Genomic DNA, 16,478 nt, shown 5'->3' with positions numbered 1-16,478 from the left:
GGCGTAGAATCTCGGGTGAATCCCGAGGGGGCTCCGTGCGGTGGTGGGACATGATGAGGCTGTGGGACAAGCTCATTCGATGGTCGGCCTGGTCGTCGGGGCCCACCGAGTCGGATATCGCTCGCTCGCTGCTGCGCTGTGAACCCTGCCGGCTGTGTGTGCGCCACGAATATCGGGATACTGAAATTCGTTATCCGCCTCTGGATTTCGGTCGTCTCTGACGGTGGTCACGGCTCGGTGGCGAACAGTGGCGGCAGGTAGTGGATCATGAGGGTGGACCAGGTCAGGTGGGTCAGGATCGGCGCGCGGATGCCCCCGGTGAGACGGCGCTGCATGCCGAAGAGCGGTCCCATGACGACGGCGGCCAGGATGAGCGCGGGGTTGCGGGTGGCCGAAGTGGTCAGCACGTAGATCAGGCTCGACACCGGGACCGGATGGCGACCCGCCGCCGCGTAGACGGCGCCGCGGAAGAACACTTCCTCGGCGGCGCCGTTGGCGAGGGCGGTGAGCAGCACCGGCGGGGTGGGTGCGCGTTCGGTGTAGCGGAACACTCCGGCGATCGCTCTGCGCAGGAACGGGATTCGGCGCACCACGAGGGCACAGCCGTAGAAGACGCCGAAAGCGGCGAATCCGGTGAGAACCGGCGTGAGGATCGGCTCCCGGCGTGCGGGGAGCCCGCGTGGTGTCGCGGCGAGGCCGCCGACGGTCCAGGTGGCGGCGGTGGCGGCGGTGAGTCCGTAGAACGCGGTGCTGCCGGGCGGGGTGGACAGCGACGCGCCGAGTAATCCGGTGCCGACCGCGGCCACACCGGCGACCCGATACGGGTGGCCGTGCATCGGTGTCGGTTCGGGGCGGGTGATCTTGTCGCGCAAGCGTTTCGGCATACGGATCATGAGGCGTGCCGGATCCCGACCCGCTCGCCGAGCGCGCGCAGCACGGCCTCGTCGTAGCCGATGGGCTCGAACGGCAGGAATTCCCGGATGCCGTCGTCGCGCACCACCACCTCGTTGACCATGGAATCGACCAGTGACCGGCCGGTGCGTGAATCGACATCGGTGACCAGCGCCAGCCACAGCGAGGACAGTCGCGGTGAGAGCATCGGCACGGGGACCACCGCGAGCCTGCGCCCCTCGATGCGCGCCACCCGGCGCAACATATCGATGTATTCGAGCACGTCGGCCCCGCCGATCTCGAAGGTCTTCCCGGCCGTCTCGGGGATGTCGAGGATGCCGACCAGGTAGCGGATCACATCGTCCACCGCGATCGGCTGGGTACGCGTGCGCACCCAGCGCGGAGTGACCATCGCGGGCAGGTGCTCGACCAGTTGGCGGGTGATCTCCCAGGAGATGCCGCCGTCGCCGACGATGATCCCGGCGCGCAACGTGGTGACCGGCACGCCCGCCGCGCCGAGCAGTCCCTCGACTTCGCGGCGGCTGCGCAGGTGCGCCGAAAGGTCGTCGCGGTCGTCGCCGAGACCGCCGAGGTAGACGATGCGGGTGAGGCCCGCCGCCGCGGCGGCCGCGCCGAATTCGCGGGCCGCGTCGGCGTCGCGGCGGCGGAAGTCGGAGGAGGCGAGGGAATGCACGAGGTAGTAGGCGCTCTCGCGGCCGTCCAGCGCCGCGCGCAGCGACGCCGGGTCGGACACGTCCGCGCCGACGGCGGTTCCCGCGCCCTTATAGCGCTCGGGGTGCCGGGTCATGGCGTGCACTTCGTGGCCCGCCTTCTCCAACGCCGGGCACAGGCGCCTGCCGATGAAACCGGTGGAGCCCGCGACGAGTACTCGCATCTCGCATCCTCTCCGGAGCGGACCGGTTCGCGGTCCTGGTGTCGACCGCCGCGCGAGTCGGGACCGCGCGATGTGGTCGGTGATCTCGGTGGTACCCGCGTAGATCATCTGTACGCGGGTATCGGCCCACATTCGGGAAATCGGGTGTTCCGTCACGTAGCCGTAGCGCGATTGCGGGCACCGCGAGGTCGCGAGGTGACACGAGGCTGTGGGCGATGCCGGGCCGCCGACGCATGGCTGACGGTAGGTCGCCGTGAGTTCTGGCCTCGGTGTCGTCTCGCCTGTCTTCGGCATCGTCGGTCGTGTTCATCGCGATGCGGCCCGCGCTCGTGCCGTCGCAGGTGGCAGGATCGGCTATCGTGTGTAATATAAGCTCAAACTTATATAAGGAGGTTCGACATGGCTTTGCTCACCGATCCGACCGCGATCGCGGGCCTGGTCACGCGGGAGGTGCGCTCGGGAACACGCGATGGCGCGCCGACCAGGATCGCGGTCGCGCGGCGCACCTATCCCACCGATCGGGGTGATCTGTGGGACGCGCTCACCGACGCCGAGCGCTTGCCGCGCTGGTTCCTTCCGGTCAGCGGCGACCTGCGGGTCGGCGGGCGGTATCAGCTCGAAGGCAATGCGGGCGGCGTGGTCGAGCGGTGCGACGAGCCGGAGAGCTTCGCCGTCACCTGGGAGATGGGGCCGCAGATGTCGTGGCTCGAGATCACCCTCAGTGTCGACGGGGCGGGCACCCGGCTGGAACTGGTCCACGAAGCGCAGGTCGACCCGGAGTTCTGGACCCAGTACGGTCCTGGCGCGGTCGGCGTCGGCTGGGACCTCGCGCTCATGGGGCTCGGCCTGCACCTGGCGAGCGGAGAGCCCGTCGACCCGGCGGCCGGACTGGAATTCCCGACCACCCCCGAAGGCATCGCGTTCGTACGCACCGCCGCGACCGGATGGGCCGAAGCCGCCGCCGCCGACGGCGACGAACCGATCGCCGCCCACACCGCCGCCGAACAGACCATCGTGTTCTACACGACCGTGCCCGAGGAGGGCTCCGACTCCTGATGGACGCTTCGGCCGCGAAGATCTTCGAAGCGCTGGGCGATCCGGTGCGCCGAGGCATCCTCGAGATCGTGGCCTCGGGCGAACTGTCGGCGGGCGCGGTGGTCGACGCCGTACGCGCGATCACCCCGATCTCGCAGCCCGCGGTCTCCCAACACCTGAAGGTCCTACGCGACGCGGGCCTGCTCCAGGTCAGAGCCGAAGGCACCCGCCGGATCCACGCCATCGATCCGGCGGGCGTCGATCTCGCGGCCTCCTGGCTCGCCCGCCTGTCCCATCCGATAGAACAGTTCGCCCAGCCCCTGGACGCCCTCGCCACCGAGATCGCGCGCGGACAGCGAGCGCGACGCGCGGAGCAGTCGCCTGCGGGGGTCGACGACGATGAGTACGGTCGCCGGTCGGGATAGCGGGTACCGCCGCGTGACGATCACGGGCACCGGAACATCGGGTGACGTCTGGTCGATCCCGGCGAGGATCCAGTTCGTGGACGCCTCGATCACCGACCGCGACCTCATGGAATCGGGTCGGGGGGGCGCGGGCGGGTCGGAAAGGGATTCGGTGAGGGGTTGAACCGGGTTGGGTTCGCGTCCGTTGTATCCGAGACACAGCGACCGAACGAACTCGGAGACCGACGATGAGTACCGCACGCCCGATCGCACCCTGGCCCGCGGGGCAGCTGCTGCTGACCGACGGTGGGTTGGAGACCACGCTCGTATTCCACGAAGATATCGAGTTGCCCGACTTCGCGGCCTTCCCGTTGTTGGAGGACGAGGGTGGGCGTGATGTGTTGCGCGGTTACTACCGCGACTACGCCGATATCGCGCATACGCACGGGCTCGGGATCGTGCTCGACACCCCGACGTGGCGGGCGCCGTCGGATTGGGGTGCGCGCCTCGGGTACGACGCGGACGCGCTCGTCGCTCTCAATGCCGCCGCGGTGGATCTGCTCGCCGGGATTCGCGCCGAGTATGCGCCGCGGACGCACGTGGTGATCTCCGGGAATGTCGGGCCGCGCGGCGACGGATACGACGTCGGTGCGCGGATGAGTGTCGATGCGGCCGAGGAGTATCACCGGGCGCAGATCGCGGCGCTGGCTCGTGCGGGTGCGGATCTGATCACCGTGCTGACCATGACTCATGTCGAGGAAGCCGTGGGGGTGGTGCGTGCGGCGCGTGCGGAGTCGATGCCGGTGGTGGTCGGGTTCACGGTGGAGACCGACGGGACGCTGCCGTCCGGGCAGGCGCTGTCGGCGGCGATCATCGAGGTGGACGCGGCGACCGAGGGGTATCCGGTGCACTACGGCATCAACTGCGCGCATCCCGACCATTTCGAACCGGTGCTGCGGTCCGAGCCGTGGGCGGCGCGGATCGGGCTGCTGCGGGCCAATGCCTCGCGGTCGAGTCACGCCGAACTCGATGAGGCCACCGAGCTCGACAGTGGTGATCCGGCCGAACTCGGCGCGCGGTACGCCGAGTTGCGCGGGCGGTTTCCGAACCTCGTTGTGCTCGGTGGCTGCTGCGGCACCGACGACCGCCACATCGCCGCCGTGGCAGAAGCGTGCGCACCCGAGGCCCGCGAACTGTCACCCGCGAACAGCGCTTCCAGCGTGTGAAGTTCGGCGGGGCGATCGACGTGGTGCGGTTGGTGGCCGGGTCCATGTCGAGGCTCGGGTGCGGCCGCCTCGGTTGCGCGCCGGGCGACGGTCTCGGGTGCCGCTGCGAACGCCGTCGTCCTACCGGATGCGGGACGACGGCGCCGGTGTCAGCGGACGAAACCCGCCAGGGGGCTGGTGTCGCAGGCGCGGTCGGGCGTGGCGACGGGCGGGGTCAGGGTCGGCAGGCCGAGGGCAACGGAAGTGCGGCGCGCGCCGGTGCGGGAGTGGTCCTTGTCGGGCAGTGGACGGTTCGCGCCCGCGCCGACCAGGGCCAGTTCCGCGTTGCCGCGCACGCATTCGGGGTCGGGGCCGTCCAGGGGCAGGCCGGTGAAGAATTTCGCGGCCATGCAGCCGCCGCGGCAGGAATCGAAGGCGGAGCAGGAAGTGCACGCGCCGCCGGTCTGCGGTTCGCGCAGGCGGGTGAACAGTTCCGAGGAGCGCCACACCGATTCGAAGCCGCCGCGGTCGCGGACATTGCCCGCGAGGAACTCGTCGTGGATGGCGAACGGGCAGGCGTAGACGTCGCCGACGGGGTCGATCAGGCACACCACGCGTCCCGCGCCGCACAGGTTCAGGCCGGGCAGCGGGGTCGAACCGAGTGCGTTGAGGTGGAAGAACGAGTCGCCGGTGAGCACGTTCTCGCCGTTGGCGATGAGCCAGTCGTAGATCTCGCGCTGCTGGTCGAGGGTGGGGTGCAGGTCGTGCCACACGTCGGCGCCGCGGCCCGAGGGCCGCAGGCGGGTGATGCGAAGCTGGGCGTCGAAGCGGTCGGCGATGGCCTTGAACTCGTCGAGTTGACCGACATTGTGGCGGGTGGTGACCACCGAGATCTTGAAGCCCTTGAAGCCCGCGTCGGCGAGGTTCTGCATGGCGCGCATGGCGGTGTCGAAGGAGCCCGCGCCGCGCACCGCGTCGTTGACCTCGGCGGTGGCGCCGTCGATGGAGATCTGCACGTCGACGTAGTCGGTGGCGGCGAGGCGGCGCGCCTTGTCGGGCGTCAGGCGCACGCCGTTGGTGGAGAATTTCACCCCGACGCCGTGGTCGACGGCGTAGTCGAGCAGTTCCCAGAAGTCCGAGCGCACGGTGGGCTCACCGCCGCCGATGTTGACGTAGAAGACCTGCATGCGCTGCAACTCGTCGATGACGGCTTTGCATTCGGCCGTGCTGAGTTCGCGCGGGTCGCGGCGGCCGGAGGCGGACAGGCAGTGGGTGCACTGGAGGTTGCAGGCGTAGGTGAGCTCCCAGGTCAGGCAGATGGGGGCGTCCAGGCCGTATTCGAAGTGCTCGACAAGTTTCATGGTTGATCCCGTTCGATTCAGGACGCGCGGCGCCGATGGATGGTGCCCGATTCGCACAATCCGGTGAGGGCGCGCAGATACCGATCGTGGTCGGCTGCGGGGACTTCGGCCGCGGTGAGCGCGGTGATGGCGTCCGGGTGGTGTTCGAGTTCGCGGACGACGGTGACCAGCAGCGGCGTCTTCAGGAACGACAGCCTGCGGGTCGTGTAGTCGTACACCAGCGCGCCGAAGGGTTCCGGCCGCAGCGACACCGACCCCGCCAAGGTGTAGGGCAGGGTCGGGTCGAAGGGCGCGGACTCAGTAGACACCGCACATGCCGTCGATCGAGACCTCTTCGACGAGCACATCCTCGACCAGATCGTCGTCGGCGACAGTCTTGTTGGCGGTCACATCACTCATGGCCATTCCTCGCTATGCCGTGGGGAAAATGTGACTGTCAGCATAATGGCATCGAATGACAAAATGGAAGTGCGGAGAGATTCCCGGAGTGCAAGCCGGTGCCAAGTGGCTCGCAAGTGGCGCGGCGCACCGTGGTGTCCGAGCGGGCGCGACGCCCGGACACCACCGGCCGAACGCGGCCGCGACGGGAGGAATCGACCATGACCGGAACATCCGCCACCGACACCCGAGTGCGACCCGACGTCACGGGCATGCGGATCGCGCACCGCGGGATGCTCGCCGACACGCGGCGGTTCGCCGAGATCACCGCGCGGATCGCGGCGGGGGAGTCGTGCCCGCCGGCTCGGGCGGCGGCCGTCGCGCAGTACCTGACGCTGCTCTGCGACTCCGTGCACCATCACCACACGATCGAGGACACGGTGGTGTGGCCGGTGCTGGTGGCCGCGGCCGGTCCCGCCGTCGCGGTCGACGAACTCGAGGACGACCACGTCCAGCTCGACGCCGTGCTCGGGACGCTGCGGCAGCGGGCGAGCGCGTTCGGAGCCGCCGACGCCGACCGTGCGCGCGCCGCGGCCGCGTTGACCGAGACGCTCGACGCCGCGCACGCGCTGTTGTCCGAGCACATCGCCGAAGAGGAGCGGGTCGTGTTCCCGATCGTGGATCGCTATGTGCGCGTCGATGATTGGGAACGCGTGGAGAAGGCGGCGAAGAAGGGCAGCAAGATGTCGTTCGAGGTGCCGAGATTCGTCAGGTACGCCACCGAGGAGGAATTGGTGGAACTGCGCGCGGGCGCCGGGCCGCTGATCCGAATCCTGTTGGGGCTCTTGGTGCGTTCCTTCGACAAGCGCGAGGCCGTGATCGCCGGGTGAGTCATCGGTGCGCGTCCAGGGCGGCCAGGCTCGCGGCGATCTCGGCGTCCACCCGCCGCGCGCCCGCGCGGTGCGCGGCGGCGGCCTCGGGATCGCCGAGCAGGTCGGCGAGTTCGGCCAGCACGGTGTCCATCGGGCCCATGGCCACCGACGCGGAATCGAGTCCGGCCACCGTTCCCGCGCAATGTCGCAGCTCCCGGTACAACTCGGCGGCGCGGTCGCGCATGCCGAGTCGGACCAGGGCGCGTGCGTGGAACGCCGACATGGCGGTCCAATAGAAGTCTCGGCTCACCTCGTGGTCGCGTTCGGCGATCACGCGCGCCTCCGCTTCCCGGCCCGCGTCCACCAGCGCGAGTACGTACACCCACGAAATCGTTTGCGGCGCATGTTTGTACTGTTCGGCCAGCGGTTCGGCGAGGTGGGCGAGCGAGCCGCGGAACCAGGCCACCACCATTTCGCCGACCAGGCCGATCTCGGCCGCGTTCGCCAGGCCCGCCGCGCTCAGCCTGGCCGCGAGCGCGGCGTAGCGGGCCGCCGCGCCGTCGAGGTCGCCGCGCAGTACGTCGAGTACCGCGTCGAAAGCCGAGAGCACCACGATCAATTCGCCGACCCTGCCGCTCGAGGCCGTCTCGAGTGCGCGGGTGACCTCGGTCGAGGCCGCGAGCAGGTCACCTCGGGACAGGTAGGCGAGGAACCGGTAGTAGTGCGCCGCCGCGAGATAGGCGACATTGCCGGATTCGCCTGCCGCGTCCAGGAATGCGCGGGTGATATCGGGAAGTCGGTCCTTCAGGTCCGGGCCGAGGGCCATGAAGGCCAGCGCGTTGAGGGCGGCGCAGGTCGCCTCGGGATCATCGATGCCGCGGACCAGTTCCACCGCTTCGGTGGCACAGGCCAGCGCGAACGGGCCGTCGTTGCCTTCGAATTCGAAGACGGCGGTGACCAGCAGCAGCACTCGGTCCACGCCGGTGGCGGCGGGCAGTGCGCGCGACAGGGCCGCGGTCATCTGGGTGTCGGGCAGTCGCTGTTGGCGGGTGGTCCAGATTCGCGGTGTGCGCCAACAGGTCAGCGCGAGTCGCACCAGTCGCTCGTCGCCCTCGGCCAACGCGAGAGCGCGACCGCGACGCCCGCGCGCCTCGGCCACCTCGCCGCGATGGGCCAGCGCGGTGACCAGTGCGCACAGGGCCGCGACCAGGCAGGCGCGATCGGCGGGTGTGGCGTCGTGTCCAGCGCCGTCCCGCAAGGCGACGGCATCGCGCCACAGCGGTGCGGAATCGGCGCGGAAACCCGATTCGAAGCGCGCCCGCGCGGCCGCCTCGACGTGGGCGATGGCCTGCTCGGTGGTGGCGGGGCTCGCGCCGTGCGCGGCGTGGAAGGCGAGTTCGTCGAGATCCGGACGCGGCAGCGACTCCAGATACGACAGTGTGCGCCAATGCATTCGGCGTCTGCGCAGTGCGGGGACACTGTCGTGGACGGCGTCGCGCACCAGCACGTGTTGGAAGTCGACGCGATCGGCGTCGGCGCGCAGCAGGCCCGCGACCACGGCGGTGTCGACGGCGTCGAGCAGTTGGTCCTCGTCGGCGGCGCCCGCGTCCGACCACAGGGCCAGCAGGGTGTCGATGGCGACGCCGCGACCGCACACCGAGATCAGCCGCAGCATTCGGCCCACGTCGGCGGGCAGCCGGTCCACGCGGCGCAACAGCACGTCGCGGATGCCGCTCGGCACCGAGGTGTGCGCGTCGCGGGGGCCGTTCGAGGCGATCCACTTCGCCAATTCCCTGACGAACAAAGGGTTTCCGCCGGTGCGTTCGCGCAGCAGTTCGACGGTCGCTGGATCGGGTTCCGCCAGGCCCGCCGATCCGGCCACCTCGACGATGCCGTCGTCGGACAGGCCCGCCAATTCGAGCCGGTCGGCGGTGACCGAGATCAGGGCGGCGGCCGTCGCGGGCAGTTCGGCGCCCGCCTCGGACGGCCGGAAGGTCGCGACCACGAGCACCGGCAGCTCCCGCATCCAGGCGATGGTCTGGCGCAGCACCTGAAGGGTCGCGCTGTCGGCGCGGTGCGCGTCGTCCACCACGAGCAGGACGCCGTCGCGGTGACCGCGGCAAGCGGCGACCACCTCCCGCGCGATACCGAACGGATCGTCCACATCGGCGCCATGACCGAGCCCGCCCAACAACTCCCGCCACGCCCACGCGGCAGGCGCGCCGTCCACCTCGGGACAGTGCGCCACCGCCACCGTCCACCGCTGCGCGATCAACCGCGCGGCCAGGGTCTGCGCCAACGTCGACTTGCCGCCGCCCGCCTCCGCCGCGATCCAGACCAGCCGAAGCCCTTCCGTCGCAACAGTATCGGCGATCCGCGTCAGCGTGGCCAATTCCGTTTCCCGCCCGGCGAATTCACGACGCTCGGCGAAACGGGCGGCCCCGGCCTGGTCGCCCGCTGTCGAGCGCGAATCGAAACCGTTCGTGCCCAACGGAATCGTTCCACCTGCGTCCGGCGAGACACCGCTTCCCGCATACGAAGGGGTGTGGCCCCCCTTCGTCGAACCAGCTACATCTGCTGTCGGTTCGGCGATCCCCGAGTTCGACGGGGCGGCTCCGGTCGTGTGCGAGGCCGCGGTGTCACCCGCGTTCGGCGAGGTGAATCCGGCCGAGTCCGGTGGGGTGCTGCGGCCGAAGTCGGCGGTGTTCGGTGTGGCGGTGTTTCCACTGCTACGGGGCGAGCCCTCTCGGGTGTCGACGGTGGCGGAGTCTCGCGCGGTGGGCGGAGTGAAGCCTTCGGAGGCGTCGCCACTGGTGTCTCGGGTGGGCGTGGCGCCATTTCCGCGCGGTGCGGCATCGCGGACGCCGGTTGTCCCGGCGGCGGACTGTGTGAGGTCCGGGGTGAGTTCGGGGGCGTGGGCGAGGATGTCGGATTCGAGTTTGCGGAGGGCGGGGGTCGGGTCGACGCCCAGTTCGTCGGACAGGTAGGTGCGGACGGTGCGCAGGGTGGTGAGGGCGTCGGCTTGGCGGCCGAGGCGGTATTGGGCGAGTGCGAGGAGGCGGAAGAGTTCCTCGCGGTCGGGGTGGGTGGCGCATTCGGCGGGCAGGGTGTCGGCGACTTCGTCGGGGTGGCCGGTTTCGAGGGCGGCGGCGGCTCGTCGCTCGACCGCGGACAGGCGCAGCGCGTGCAGGCGGGTGACCTCGGTGACGGCCCATGGCTCGCCCGCGTACGCGCCGAACGGTTCGCCTCGCCACATGGCGAGCGCGGCGGTGAGGCGGCGGTGGCGGGTAGTGGGGTCGGCGGCGGTGTCGACGGCGAGCAGCGCGTCGAATTCCCACGCGTCGACCGCTTCGCGCGGCACGCGGACGGCGTAGCCGGGCTGTTCGCTGACCAGGATGCGGGCGGGTGCGCGCGGCGGCCGGTCGGGTTCGAGGATCCGCCGCAGATTCGAGACGTGCACCTGGAGCGCGGCCAGCGCCTTCGGCGGCGGTTCGCCGTGCCAGAGATCGTCGATGAGCCGGTCGGTGGACACCACCCGACCGTTCGCCGCGACGAGCCGGATCAGCAACGCCTGCTGCCTGCCCGCGCCCACCTCGCCCGCGGGCCCGAGTTCGAGCCGGATGGGCCCGAGTACCGAGATCCTCACGGTCGGCTCCCATCCGTCACGTCGGCTCACCTCTGTCGTCGCTGCGCCGATGCTCGCACACATGTGGCTATCGGCCTGCCCGCGCCGAGAAGGGATCGACACGATGCCATGACATGATCGCTCGAGGAATCCCGCGCCGTCGCCTCGCGGTCGACTCCGTGGTCCAACTCCGTGCGCACGTCCTGAACACCCCGTCTGATTCTGCGCGCGCGATCGACGCTGCGCGGTGGTCGGTGCGGCGGCAGGGGAACGCGACGCCGCGAGACCTCGACCTACCACCAGTTGGTGATCTCGCCGATCTGCCTGCCGAGTTCGGGGGCGAGGGAGCGGGCGTAGCTGGCGGTGAGGTGGTGTTCGTCGCGGTAGATGAGGACGTTGCCTTCGGCTACCCAGCAGCGGTCGGGGCGGCACAGGGAGTCGGACAGGTCGAGGGGGTAGACGTTCGGGTAGGCGGAGGTGGCGTCGATGGCCGGGTTGACGGGGTCGAGGACGAGGGCGCGGTCGAGGCCGCAGCTCTGCGGGGTGCCGTGGCCGCCGAGGCAGTCGATGGCGCGGTAGAGCACGCCGTCGCGGCGCAGGCGCGGGGTGTCGCGCATGGCGAGCACATTGAGGCCGCGGTTGGACAGAGCGGTCCACACGTCGCGGAATTCGGCGGGGACCTCGTCGCCTCGGCCGTCGACCCGGTAGTAGGTGCCGAGGGTGAACACCCAGTCCGGCTTGGTCCTGGCGAGCCGGTCGATGACGTCGACGGACCATTCGCGGCATTCCGGGAACGGCGAGTGATAGTAGGCGGGGTCGTCGACCAGTGTGAGCGGGCACGCCTCCTTCAAGTAGGTGACGATCCTGATGCCGTGGTCCGCCGCGAGCACCTCCAAGGCGGGCAGCCAGTGTTCGGAGTGCGATCCGCCGACGACGGCGATGGTTCGCGTTGCGGTGAGGTCGCCGTATACGCAGCTGCGTACCTCGCGATCGGGGGTGATGCATCCGTCGCGGGTGGGTGCGGGCGAGTCGTTCCAGCCTTCGAACAGGTTCGGGCGCATCGGCGCGGCGGCGTAGACGACACCGGGGACCAGCGCGGCCGCGCCGGGATATTGCGCGACCTGTAGCGCGACGGGCGGTGTCGCCGGATGGACGCGCAGGCTGGCCTGCCAGCCGACGGTCGCGCCGAGCAGCGCCGCCCCGAGCGCGCACACCGCGGGTATCAGCATCCGACGCCGCAGCGCTTCGGCCAGTCGACTCGACGCGAACGCGCCGTGGCGCAGCGGTGATTCGACGAATCGGTGGGTGAGCACGGCGAGCGCGAGTGCGAGGCCGACCACGACGAGGCCGTCGGTGAGGCCAGCGGCGGGCGCGCCGTATTCGGCGAGGTAGAAGATGAGGATCGGCCAATGCCACAGGTAGAAGGCGTAGGCGACGGTGCCGAGTCCGGTGCAGACGCCGGTGGCGAGCACCCGGTTCACCCACGGCTGCCGCTCGGCGCCGGCGTTCGTGCCCGCCAGGATCAGCGCCGCGGTGGCCAGCACCGGGTAGAGGGCGGGCGCGCCGGGGAACTGGTTGGCGCCGTCGAAGAGGACGCCGCAGGTCAGCACGCCGAGAATGCCGAGGATCGCGAGCAGCGTGCGCACCGGATTCGGCAGCCGCACGGCGGGCGCCGCGATCGCGAGCAGCGCGCCCGCCAGCAGTTCCCACGCGCGTGCGCCGCTGTCGTAGTAGGTCCACGGCTGGTGGCGGCTCGCGCCGTCGACGGCGTACCAGAACGACAGCGCCGCCGCCGCGCCGAGCAGGATCGAGAGCCCGATGCGGCCCGTGCGCCGGGAGACACGGCGCGCTAGCCACGCCCACGCGGCGACGACCAGCAGCATCAGCAGGTAGAACTGCCCTTGCACCGACATCGACCACAGGTGTTGCAGCGGGCTGACGGAGGGATTCGGTGCGAGATAGTCCAGTTCGGCGTTGGCCAGGAACCAGTTCTGCAAGTACAGCGCCGAGGCCAGTGTCTGCCCGGAGATGTCGCCCCACTGGGTGAACGGGCGCACCGCGATCGTCGTGACCACCACCGCCGCGAGCACGACGACCAGCGCGGGGGTGAGCCGCCGCGCGGTCCTGCGCAGTGTCGCCGCGATCCCGACGCCATCGGCGCTCGCGGAACGCCGCAGCAGCATGGCGGTGAAGAAGAATCCGGACAGCACGAGGAACACGTCGACGCCGCCGGACACCCGGCCCATCCACACGTGGAATCCGACGACGAGCGCGATCGCGATGCCGCGTAATCCGTCCAGGTCGTGGCGGTATTCGGGGGGCGCTTCGGTGGTCACGGGCGATGCGGTGATCCAGCGCGGGACGGGCGCGTCCGGTGCCATCAGCACGGGCTGCTCCTTTCGCGGTCCGACACGACGCGCTCCGACGCCGACGTGGGACCGCGACCGGCGTTCCCCGGCAAGCGGATTCGTCCGTTCGCCGATCCGTCGGCGCGGGTGACGCCGCGCTCGTCACCGGCGGACCGAACACGATCGCCGGGTGGTCGAAACAGTAAAGATGCCGCATACCGGGCGCGAGGGCAAAACGGCTGGTTTCGGTCGCGATCCCGGAGCCGGGCGGGGGCGGGGCGGTAGGACTCACGGCCGAATCGTCGGGGCAACCTGGTGGCAATGTGTGCGACATAGCGTGGACAGCGCCGATCGCGCAGCCGGTTCGGAGGCGGCGCAGCGCGAGCGCCCGAGGGCGGCGCCGGGTCACCGGCGTGGCACAAGGCCGGGACAGTGCGACTCGGCGCGAACGCCGGTGTTCGGGGTTGTGCGCGGTCGCGCTGTTCCGGCGACGCCACGTGCTCCCTCGATTCCCGTCCACTCAGGGAGGAGACAGTCGATGGCCGACACAAGTACGCCCCGATTCCTACAGGGCGCCTTCACCTTCGAGGGCAAGGGACTGGACAATCCGCTACCGCTGGACGGTGCGCTACGCTACGTCGTCCCGGTGGGCGCGGTCACCCAGCCGGTCTATTTCCGCGGCGGCAACAGCACCGGGGAACTGGTGGTCGCGGTGCTGATGCGCGACGGCAACCCCATGCGTTGGTTCCCGATAGCCGCCAAGGGCGCGACCCACGTGTCGCTGCGGGTGGTCGAGGATCTGCTCGCCGACACCGTGCTCGAACTGTTCGTGGCGGCGCCGGTCGGTGTCGGCGGCACCCTCGTCGTCGATCTCGGACTCGTCGAGATCTGAAGGGGCGCATCATGACGACGACCATGACCGCCCCGCGCCCCGATTCCGCCGCGCCGCGCACCCGCTCCCGGCTGGTGGTGGTCGGCAACGGGATGGCCGGTGTGCGCGCGGTGGAGGAGATCCTGTCGCGCGGCGGCGGCGACCTTTTCGATATCACGGTGTTCGGCGACGAGCCGTACGGCAACTACAACCGCATTCTGTTGTCGCATATGCTGGCGGGCTCGGAAGGGGCGGAGGAGATCTTCCTGAATCCGCCGGACTGGTACGCCGACAACGGGATCGAGTTGCGCACGGGCGCGCGCGTGGTCCGCGTCGACCGCTACGCGCGCGTCGTGCAGACCGACGACGGGGCCACATTGCGCTACGACCGCCTGATCCTCGCCACCGGAAGCCGTTCCTTCTTCCCTCCGATGGAGGGACTGTGGGCCGACGACCGCGCGCTGACCACCGGGGTCTTCGGCTTCCGCAGCCTCGACGACTGCACCGCCATGATCGATTACGCGGCCGGGCGGCGCAGCGCGGTGGTCATCGGCGGCGGGCTGCTCGGGCTGGAAGCGGCGCGCGGTCTGCAGAGTCGCGGGCTCGAGGTGCGGGTCCTGCATTCCGCCGCGACCCTGATGAACGCCCAACTCGACACCGCCGCCGGGGAGATCGTGCGTCGGTCGGTCGAGCGGCTCGGCATCGCCGTGCACACCGGCGCTCGCGCGACGAAGGTGCTGACCAGCGACGGCGCGGTATCCGGGGTGGCCTTCGCCGACGGTTCCGAACTGGACTGCGACATGCTGGTCGTGTCCGCGGGCATCAGGCCCAATGTGGGACTCGCGGTGCGCGCCGGACTCACCGTGGAACGCGCGATAGTGGTGGACGACCAGATGCGTTCGGTGGACGACGACCGCGTGTACGTCGTCGGCGAGTGCGCTCAGCATCGCGGGCAGGTGTACGGTCTGGTCGCGCCGCTGTGGGAGCAGGCCAAGGTGCTCGCCGACCATCTCACCGGCGTCGATCGCGCTGCGGCATACCATGGTTCGCGCACGGCGACGAAGTTGAAGGTCGCCGGCATCGATGTCGCCGCCATGGGACTCAAGGGCCCGGAAGCGCCCGACGACGAATTCGTCCAGTTCTCCGAACCCGCGCACGGCGTCTACAAGACGGTCGTGGTGCGCGACGGGCGACTCGTCGGCGCCACCCTCGTCGGTGACGTGCGCAAGATGGCCTTCCTCACCCAGGCCTTCGATCGCGGACTGCCGCTGCCCGAACAGCGCATCTCGCTGATGTTCGACCTCGGGACGCCCGACGCCGAGGTCGGGGTGGCCGAACTCGACGCCGATGCCCAGGTCTGCAACTGCAACGGGGTCAGCAAGGGACAGCTGACGGCCTGCGTCGCGGGCGGCACCAGGACGCTGTCGGGGGTCATGGCCGCGACCCGCGCGGGCAAGGGCTGCGGCTCGTGCACCTCCCTGGTGACCCAGATCGTGGAGTGGGCCGCAGGCGGCGAGATCGCCGAAGACCCATCGGCGCGCTGGTATGTTCCCGGCGTCCCGTACGAGAAGCCGGAGTTGATGCGGTTGATCCGCGAACTCCGATTGCATTCGGTCTCTTCGGTTTTCGCCGCGCTGGCTCCGGACGGACGCGAGGACGCCGGCTCGAAGATGGCGTTGGCCTCGTTGCTGCAGACGATGTGGCCGAGCGACTTCGTCGACGAGCGTGACGCTCGTTTCGTCAACGACCGCGTGCACGCCAATATCCAACGCGACGGCACCTTTTCGGTGGTGCCGCAGATGAAGGGCGGCGTCACCGATTCCGCCCAGCTGCGCAAGATCGCCGAAGTCGCCGACAAATACGAGATTCCGATGATCAAGGTCACCGGCGGGCAGCGCATCGACCTGCTCGGCGTGCGCAAGGAGGACCTGCCCGCGGTGTGGGCGGATCTGGACATGCCGTCGGGCTTCGCCTACGGCAAGAGCTTCCGGACGGTGAAAACCTGTGTGGGATCGGACTTCTGCCGCTACGGGCTCGGCGACTCCACCGCGCTCGGCATCGCGATCGAGCAGCGGTTCCAGGGCATCGCGAGTCCGGCGAAGATGAAACTCGCGGTCACCGGGTGTCCGCGCAACTGCGCCGAGGCATTGTGCAAGGACCTCGGGGTGGTCGCCGTCGACGGCGGGCGCTGGGAGATCTATGTCGGCGGCGCGGCGGGCGCGCACATCCGCAAGGGCGACCTGCTCGCCGTCGCCGACGGTCCCGCCCGAGTCATCGAGTTGACCGGGCGCTTCCTGCAGTACTACCGGGAATCCGCGAACTGGCTCGAACGCACTTACGCGTGGGTGCCCCGGGTCGGCATCGAGGAGATCAGGGCGGTGGTGGTCGAGGATCGCGACGGCGACGCCGCGCGTCTGGACGCCGAGATGCAGAAGACCGTCGACGCCTACCGCGACCCGTGGCGCGACCGCGACGAGCCGCGGACCCCAGGCCAGTTCCGCACCGCGCTGCCGCTCACCGTCCTGCCGCAGGTGCCGGTCCGATGAGCGCGGCCATCGGAAGGGGCGGCGCATATCGCGACCGTGGCAGGCCG

Annotated in this window: 13 protein-coding genes; 6 read left to right on the top strand and 7 right to left on the bottom strand. The window is 70.1% G+C overall.

Going from position 1 to position 16,478, the window contains the following annotated elements:
• Positions 1 to 227: 227 nt before the first annotated feature.
• Together IT779_RS33270 and IT779_RS33265 are read right to left on the bottom strand one after the other, a co-directional pair.
• Positions 228 to 884 (bottom strand): CPBP family intramembrane glutamic endopeptidase, encoded by a 657-nt coding sequence (locus IT779_RS33270; RefSeq protein ID WP_232542332.1) that lies wholly within the window; start codon positions 882 to 884, stop codon positions 228 to 230.
• 5 nt (positions 885 to 889) lie between these two features.
• The gene (locus tag IT779_RS33265) at positions 890 to 1,786 is read right to left on the bottom strand and encodes an NAD(P)H-binding protein (protein WP_196153454.1); all 897 of its coding nucleotides are present in this window, start codon (positions 1,784 to 1,786) and stop codon (positions 890 to 892) included.
• A 399-nt stretch (positions 1,787 to 2,185) separates the two neighbouring features.
• Here IT779_RS33265 and IT779_RS33260 point away from each other — a divergent pair, with 399 nt between their 5' ends.
• The 3 genes from IT779_RS33260 to IT779_RS33250 all read left to right on the top strand — a co-directional run bounded on the left by IT779_RS33260 (position 2,186) and on the right by IT779_RS33250 (position 4,451).
• Complete coding sequence (locus tag IT779_RS33260) at positions 2,186 to 2,842, top strand: SRPBCC family protein (RefSeq protein ID WP_196153453.1); 657 nt, start codon at positions 2,186 to 2,188, stop codon at positions 2,840 to 2,842.
• Complete coding sequence (locus IT779_RS33255) at positions 2,842 to 3,246, top strand: ArsR/SmtB family transcription factor (protein WP_196153452.1); 405 nt, start codon at positions 2,842 to 2,844, stop codon at positions 3,244 to 3,246. The genes IT779_RS33260 and IT779_RS33255 overlap by 1 nt, the downstream gene beginning before the upstream one ends.
• 227 nt (positions 3,247 to 3,473) lie before the next feature.
• Positions 3,474 to 4,451, top strand: a complete 978-nt coding sequence (locus IT779_RS33250) for a homocysteine S-methyltransferase family protein (protein WP_196153451.1) — start codon at positions 3,474 to 3,476, stop codon at positions 4,449 to 4,451.
• A gap of 149 nt (positions 4,452 to 4,600) precedes the next feature.
• Here the strand turns inward: IT779_RS33250 and mftC are convergent, their stop codons facing one another.
• Genes mftC through mftA form a run of 3 tightly spaced genes read right to left on the bottom strand, consistent with a single transcriptional unit; the run spans position 4,601 to position 6,190 of the window.
• Positions 4,601 to 5,791 (bottom strand): mycofactocin radical SAM maturase, encoded by a 1,191-nt coding sequence (mftC, locus tag IT779_RS33245; protein ID WP_196153450.1) that lies wholly within the window; start codon positions 5,789 to 5,791, stop codon positions 4,601 to 4,603.
• A 17-nt stretch (positions 5,792 to 5,808) separates the two neighbouring features.
• Positions 5,809 to 6,099 (bottom strand): mycofactocin biosynthesis chaperone MftB, encoded by a 291-nt coding sequence (gene mftB / locus IT779_RS33240; RefSeq protein WP_332839076.1) that lies wholly within the window; start codon positions 6,097 to 6,099, stop codon positions 5,809 to 5,811.
• Positions 6,089 to 6,190 carry a mycofactocin precursor MftA gene (mftA, locus tag IT779_RS33235; RefSeq protein ID WP_196153448.1) on the bottom strand — a complete coding sequence of 34 codons (102 nt, stop codon included), beginning with the start codon at positions 6,188 to 6,190 and terminating at the stop codon, positions 6,089 to 6,091. Before mftA ends, mftB begins: the two co-directional genes overlap by 11 nt.
• Positions 6,191 to 6,390: 200 nt before the next feature.
• Here mftA and IT779_RS33230 point away from each other — a divergent pair, with 200 nt between their 5' ends.
• Positions 6,391 to 7,059, top strand: coding sequence for a hemerythrin domain-containing protein (locus IT779_RS33230; RefSeq protein WP_196153447.1), 669 nt, complete (start codon positions 6,391 to 6,393; stop codon positions 7,057 to 7,059).
• Between the two features lies 1 nt (position 7,060).
• On the opposite strand, the gene IT779_RS33225 is transcribed toward IT779_RS33230, so the two are convergent.
• Positions 7,061 to 10,687, bottom strand: coding sequence for a BTAD domain-containing putative transcriptional regulator (locus IT779_RS33225; RefSeq protein ID WP_332839075.1), 3,627 nt, complete (start codon positions 10,685 to 10,687; stop codon positions 7,061 to 7,063).
• Positions 10,688 to 10,959: 272 nt separating this feature from the next.
• Positions 10,960 to 13,047 (bottom strand): acyltransferase family protein, encoded by a 2,088-nt coding sequence (locus tag IT779_RS33220; protein ID WP_196153490.1) that lies wholly within the window; start codon positions 13,045 to 13,047, stop codon positions 10,960 to 10,962.
• A 505-nt stretch (positions 13,048 to 13,552) separates the two neighbouring features.
• On the opposite strand from IT779_RS33220, the gene IT779_RS33215 reads away from it, so the two are divergent.
• Both IT779_RS33215 and nirB read left to right on the top strand, forming a co-directional pair.
• The gene (locus IT779_RS33215) at positions 13,553 to 13,906 is read left to right on the top strand and encodes a molybdopterin oxidoreductase (protein ID WP_196153446.1); all 354 of its coding nucleotides are present in this window, start codon (positions 13,553 to 13,555) and stop codon (positions 13,904 to 13,906) included.
• Positions 13,907 to 13,917: 11 nt separating this feature from the next.
• Positions 13,918 to 16,431, top strand: a complete 2,514-nt coding sequence (nirB, locus tag IT779_RS33210) for a nitrite reductase large subunit NirB (protein WP_196153445.1) — start codon at positions 13,918 to 13,920, stop codon at positions 16,429 to 16,431.
• The last annotated feature ends 47 nt before the right edge of the window (positions 16,432 to 16,478 follow it).

The organism is Nocardia bovistercoris (assembly GCF_015674855.1).
Lineage (GTDB): Bacteria > Actinomycetota > Actinomycetes > Mycobacteriales > Mycobacteriaceae > Nocardia > Nocardia bovistercoris.
Note: the sequence above shows the minus strand (reverse complement) of the source record. Positions and strands in the feature narration are given on the sequence as shown.

Bases quoted from the DNA above. Each gene is read 5' to 3' on its own strand.
- IT779_RS33270 (WP_232542332.1), bottom strand. From the start codon at position 884: ATGCCGAAACGCTTGCGCGACAAGATCACCCGCCCCGAACCGACACCG.
- IT779_RS33265 (WP_196153454.1), bottom strand. From the start codon at position 1,786: ATGCGAGTACTCGTCGCGGGCTCCACCGGTTTCATCGGCAGGCGCCTG.
- IT779_RS33260 (WP_196153453.1), top strand. From the start codon at position 2,186: ATGGCTTTGCTCACCGATCCGACCGCGATCGCGGGCCTGGTCACGCGG.
- IT779_RS33255 (WP_196153452.1), top strand. From the start codon at position 2,842: ATGGACGCTTCGGCCGCGAAGATCTTCGAAGCGCTGGGCGATCCGGTG.
- IT779_RS33250 (WP_196153451.1), top strand. From the start codon at position 3,474: ATGAGTACCGCACGCCCGATCGCACCCTGGCCCGCGGGGCAGCTGCTG.
- mftC (WP_196153450.1), bottom strand. From the start codon at position 5,791: ATGAAACTTGTCGAGCACTTCGAATACGGCCTGGACGCCCCCATCTGC.
- mftA (WP_196153448.1), bottom strand. From the start codon at position 6,190: ATGAGTGATGTGACCGCCAACAAGACTGTCGCCGACGACGATCTGGTC.
- IT779_RS33230 (WP_196153447.1), top strand. From the start codon at position 6,391: ATGACCGGAACATCCGCCACCGACACCCGAGTGCGACCCGACGTCACG.
- IT779_RS33220 (WP_196153490.1), bottom strand. From the start codon at position 13,047: ATGGCACCGGACGCGCCCGTCCCGCGCTGGATCACCGCATCGCCCGTG.
- IT779_RS33215 (WP_196153446.1), top strand. From the start codon at position 13,553: ATGGCCGACACAAGTACGCCCCGATTCCTACAGGGCGCCTTCACCTTC.
- nirB (WP_196153445.1), top strand. From the start codon at position 13,918: ATGACGACGACCATGACCGCCCCGCGCCCCGATTCCGCCGCGCCGCGC.